The organism is Caballeronia sp. (assembly GCF_049581465.1).
Lineage (GTDB): Bacteria > Pseudomonadota > Gammaproteobacteria > Burkholderiales > Burkholderiaceae > Caballeronia.
The window spans coordinates 1-5,138 of record NZ_JBAUSA010000030.1 but is presented as its reverse complement, the minus strand read 5'-3'; the positions used below and the strand labels follow the sequence as shown (position 1 = coordinate 5,138).

Annotated in this window: 5 protein-coding genes and 1 pseudogene; 5 read left to right on the top strand and 1 reads right to left on the bottom strand. The window is 59.3% G+C overall.

What is annotated here, in order from left to right:
* The 5 genes and pseudogenes from WCA53_RS00680 to leuB form a co-directional block, all read left to right on the top strand.
* Positions 1 to 211: pseudogene (locus WCA53_RS00680) on the top strand (polyphosphate kinase 2); the annotation flags it as partial.
* 359 nt (positions 212 to 570) lie between these two features.
* Positions 571 to 1,980 (top strand): 3-isopropylmalate dehydratase large subunit, encoded by a 1,410-nt coding sequence (gene leuC / locus WCA53_RS00675; RefSeq protein ID WP_423904226.1) that lies wholly within the window; start codon positions 571 to 573, stop codon positions 1,978 to 1,980.
* Positions 1,977 to 2,096, top strand: coding sequence for an entericidin A/B family lipoprotein (locus WCA53_RS00670; RefSeq protein WP_423904221.1), 120 nt, complete (start codon positions 1,977 to 1,979; stop codon positions 2,094 to 2,096). The genes leuC and WCA53_RS00670 overlap by 4 nt, the downstream gene beginning before the upstream one ends.
* Before the next feature lie 18 nt (positions 2,097 to 2,114).
* Entirely contained in the window at positions 2,115 to 2,765 is a 651-nt protein-coding gene (gene leuD, locus WCA53_RS00665) for a 3-isopropylmalate dehydratase small subunit (protein WP_423904217.1), read from the top strand.
* Positions 2,766 to 2,815: 50 nt separating this feature from the next.
* On the top strand, positions 2,816 to 3,883 hold the full coding sequence (gene leuB, locus WCA53_RS00660; RefSeq protein ID WP_423904212.1) for a 3-isopropylmalate dehydrogenase: 1,068 nt from the start codon (positions 2,816 to 2,818) through the stop codon (positions 3,881 to 3,883).
* An 893-nt stretch (positions 3,884 to 4,776) separates the two neighbouring features.
* Here leuB and WCA53_RS00655 read toward each other — a convergent pair.
* Positions 4,777 to 5,138: hypothetical protein (locus WCA53_RS00655; protein ID WP_423904209.1), on the bottom strand; the 362-nt coding region annotated here is incomplete at its 5' end.

The following is a 5,138-nucleotide window of genomic DNA, read 5'->3' as shown; positions in this document are numbered from 1 at the left end:
GGATAAATGGGACGAATACACGGAAGCCAAGGAAGCGATGTTCGCGCAAACGGACACCGCCGATTCGCCCTGGGTCGTGGTCCGTTCCGATTGCAAAAAGCGCGCGCGGCTCAATGCGATGCGCCATATCCTGCACAAGTTGCCCTACGCGAACAGGGATCTTCGCAGCATCGGTCCGGTCGATCCGTTGATTGTGGGGCGGGCACTTTAAGCGTTTTTCGGTGACTGCGGCCATGCCTGTCCCGCAGGTTTAACCGGCGCAAATGGGATATCGAATTTGCGCCGTTCAGTAAATCCCGCGTGGCAATCCAACTAGCGCTCCGATTTCATTCGTCAATTCCGCTTGGTGTTTCATGGAAAAGCCATGAAACGCCAAGCGGGAATCCCCCGTTGCACTCAGTCATTCCGAGCATGCCTACGCTGGTATTGCCGATACAGGTATCCTCGATACCACCCTAACTCACTGTTTTAATTCAGGTTTTCGATTGACGGTAGCGCATCCTGCCCGTCACCGTGGCATAATAAAAAACACAAAAGCAAACCCCGCAGTCCCATCACCTGAAAGAAACCATGTCCCAGACCCTCTATGACAAATTGTGGAATTCGCACGTGATCCACGCTGAGGAGGACGGCACGTCCATCCTCTATATTGACCGTCACCTGTTGCATGAAGTGACCAGTCCGCAAGCGTTCGAGGGTCTGAAACTAGCCGCGCGGCCGGTGTGGCGGATCAGCGCGAACCTGGCTGTATCGGATCACAACGTTCCGACCACGGACCGTTCGCACGGCATCGCGGATCCGATTTCCAAACTGCAAGTCGATACGCTCGACGACAACTGCGACGCCTACGGCATCACGCAGTTCAAGATGAACGACTTGCGCCAGGGCATCGTGCACATTATCGGGCCGGAGCAGGGCGCAACCTTGCCGGGTATGACGATCGTGTGCGGCGATTCCCACACGTCCACGCACGGCGCGTTTGGCGCGCTCGCGCATGGCATCGGGACGTCGGAAGTGGAACACGTGCTCGCCACGCAAACGCTCTTGCAAAAGAAGAGCAAGAACATGCTGATCAAGGTCGAAGGCCCGCTGCCGCGTGGCTGCACCGCGAAGGACATCGTGCTGGCGATCATCGGCAAGATCGGCACGGCGGGCGGCAATGGCTATGCGATCGAGTTTGGCGGATCGACCATCCGCGCGTTGTCCATGGAAGGCCGCATGACCGTCTGCAACATGACGATCGAAGCGGGCGCGCGCGCAGGCATGGTCGCTGTCGATGAAACCACCATCAATTACCTGAAAGATCGCCCCTATTCGCCGCAGGGTGCGGAATTTGCGCAGGCCGCGACCTACTGGCGCACCTTCACCTCCGATCCGGACGCTAAGTTCGATCGCGTGGTGGAGTTGAACGCGGCCGAAATCGTGCCGCAAGTGACGTGGGGCACGTCACCGGAAATGGTGACGTCGATCGACGGCCGCGTGCCCGATCCCGAACGCGAAAAGGACCCGACCAAGCGCGACGCGATCGAACGTGCGCTGAAGTACATGGCGCTCGAACCGAACACGCCGATGCGATCGATCAAGCCGGACAAGGTTTTCATCGGCTCGTGTACGAATGCGCGGATTGAAGACTTGCGCGCAGCGGCTTATGTGGTCAAGACGCTCGGCCGTCGCGTCGCGCCGAACATCCGCCTCGCGATGGTCGTCCCCGGCTCGGGTCTCGTCAAGGCGCAAGCGGAACGCGAAGGGCTGGACAAAGTCTTCATCGACGCCGGTTTCGAATGGCGCGAACCGGGCTGCTCCATGTGCCTCGCGATGAACGCCGACCGGCTGGAGCCGGGCGAGCGCTGCGCGTCTACATCCAACCGTAATTTCGAAGGACGTCAGGGCGCGGGCGGCCGTACGCACCTGGTGAGCCCGGCGATGGCAGCCGCCGCCGCTATCGAGGGCCATTTCGTCGACATTCGGGAAATGACATGAAACGCGTCTTCGCGTGTGTCTTGATGACCGTGACGCTCGCCGCGTGCAACACCGTGGCCGGCTTCGGCCAGGACATGCGCGCGACCGGCAACGCGATCAGCAACGCGGCCAAATAATCTCTACGGGTACGCATCATGGAAAAATTCACAGTACATACCGGGCTTGTCGCGCCGCTGGATCGCGCGAATGTCGATACCGACGCGATCATCCCGAAGCAGTTCCTGAAGTCGATCAAGCGCACGGGTTTCGGCCAGAATGCATTCGATGAATGGCGTTACCTCGACGTCGGCGAGCCGGGCCAGGACAACTCGACGCGGCGGTTGAACCCCGATTTCGTGCTGAACCAGCCGCGTTACCAAGGCGCATCGATTTTGCTGACGCGCGAGAATTTCGGCTGCGGCAGCTCGCGCGAGCACGCGCCGTGGGCGCTGGACCAGTATGGATTCCGGGCGATCATCGCACCGAGTTTCGCCGATATTTTCTTCAACAACTGTTTCAAGAACGGTTTGTTGCCGATCGTGCTGACGGAGTCGCAGGTCGACAAGCTGTTCAACGAAACCTACGCGTTCAATGGTTTCAAGCTGACTGTGGATCTGGAGCGCCAGGTCGTGTTGACGGGAGACGGCACGGAGTATCCGTTCGAGGTTCCCGGATTCCGGAAATTCTGCCTGCTGAACGGTTTTGACGACATCGCGCTCACGTTGCGCCACGCTGACAAGATCCATCAGTTCGAAAATGAGCGCCTGGCCAAACAACCGTGGCTGAACAACCGCCTCGTCGGATAAGACTGGTTCAAACCGGATCAAACCGAATAAACAGCGAATAAGGAAACACGATGAAGATTGCAGTGCTGCCCGGCGATGGCATCGGCCCGGAAATCATGAAGGAAGCCGTCAAGGTCCTGAACGCGCTCGGTGAAACGTTCGAGATGGAAGAGGCGCCGGTCGGCGGCGCGGGATACGAGGCGAAAGGCCATCCGCTACCCGAATCCACGCTTGAACTGGCCAAGCAGGCCGATGCGATCCTGTTCGGCGCCGTGGGCGACTGGAAGTACGATTCGCTTGAGCGCTCGCTGCGTCCGGAGCAGGCCATTCTCGGCTTGCGCAAACATCTGCAATTGTTCGCGAATTTCCGGCCGGCCATTTGCTATCCGCAATTAACGGCGGCTTCGTCGTTAAAGCCGGAGATTGTTGCCGGGCTGGATATCCTGATCATCCGCGAACTGAATGGCGATATCTACTTCGGCCAGCCGCGCGGCGTGCGGGCATCTCCGGACGGGTTGTTCGAAGGCGCGCGTGAGGGTTTCGACACCATGCGATATTCCGAGCCGGAAGTGCGCCGTATCGCGCACGTGGCGTTTCAGGCGGCGCAAAAGCGCGCCAAGCGTCTCACCAGTGTGGACAAAGCCAATGTGCTCGAAACGTCGCAACTCTGGCGCGACACGATGATCGACGTCGCGAAGGAATATGCGGACGTCGAGTTGTCGCACATGTATGTCGACAACGCGGCCATGCAGCTTGTAAAAGCGCCGAAAGCCTTCGATGTGGTCGTAACAGGCAACATGTTCGGCGATATTCTCTCCGATGAAGCCGCCATGTTGACGGGTTCCATCGGCATGCTGCCATCGGCTTCGCTGGACAAGAACAATAAGGGCTTGTACGAGCCGTCGCACGGTTCGGCGCCGGATATCGCGGGCAAGGGCGTGGCGAATCCGCTGGCCACGATCTTGTCGGCCGCCATGATGCTGCGCTATTCGCTTGGGAAGGCGGAGCAGGCGGATCGCATCGAAACCGCGGTCAAGAAGGTTCTGGAGCAAGGTTTCCGTACTGGCGATATCGCGACGCAGGACGGTCGTACGGTCGGCACGAAGGAAATGGGCGACGCGGTTCTCGCGGTGCTGTAAGCCTCGTGGCGCGGTTTTTGGGGCTGGTGGGGGCGGTGCTGTCCGCGGCTAGTGTGGGGAGACCGTTGAGTCCTTCTTCTCGCGTGGTCGTTCTGCTTAAGTCGGATTTTCTTGCTTATTACTGCTAGCCCCTGTCCGGGGCGGGACTTCGTTTCTTTTCAAACGCGAAAAGAAACGAAGCAAGGAAACGCGTTCAAACCGCGAATACCTAAGTGTCGTCGTTGCACATTTTCGGTTTTTGGCACGAACGTAGCGCGGCCCTCACGCCTTAACCCGCAGTCGAACACCCTCCCCAAGCACGAACGGCGCGCACACGCTTCGCCTCAACTGGCCCAATCCCGTTGCCGTCAACGGCAACGCCGGTGGCAAACCACCCGAACACCGGGGGAAAGCCACGCGGGTTTGGGGTTGACCGGTTTGGGTCGCGCGAAGCGCGACTCAGGATGAACGCGCAGACCGTAGAAGACTTTGTGGCGGGGTGGTCGAGGACATGGATAGCGAGCGGTATTCGGCCTTCGAGGCGAAGCGTGTGCGCGCCGTTGGTGCTTGAGGGCGGTGTTCGACTGAGGTTGGCGGATTCGGGGCCGTACTACGTTCGTGCCAGATACCTGAAATGGGCGACGACGACACTTAGGTATTCGCGGTTTGAACGCGTTTCTTTGCTTCGTTTCTTTGCGCGTTTGCAAAGAAAAGAGGTCCCGCCCCCGGATAGGGGCTAACAGAAATAAGCAAGAAAATCCGACTTAAGCAGAACGACCACGCTAGCAGAAGGACTCAACGCTCTCCCCACACTCGCCGCCAGCAGCACCCCCTCCACCCTCGCCGCACACTCACCCCAAGCAGAACCGCCCGAACCCATACCCATTCACGCACGCCGACAGCAGGACCCCTCGTTATCGTGTAAAATCGCGCGCTATGGCGAAGATCTCAAACATCTCTCTGGATTCGATCTCACGCGACGCATGTACCCCATTCGGCTGCGCGGCTCGTCTCGCCACAACGGTCTCGAGCACGCACGCGCTAATCAAGCCGGCGGCCAAGCGCATTACCAAAACCATTTCCCTCAAAACGATCACGTTCCGCTGATCGCTCGTCGTGTCCGCCATACTTCCCCGCGCGGCCACGCCGGCGAAGGGTCCACAAGGACGCGGGGAAGTGTTCCACACAAAAGGTGAGTCATGAATGTAGGTCTCGTTGGTTGGCGCGGTATGGTCGGCAGCGTCCTGATGCAACGCATGCTGCAGGAAGGCGATTT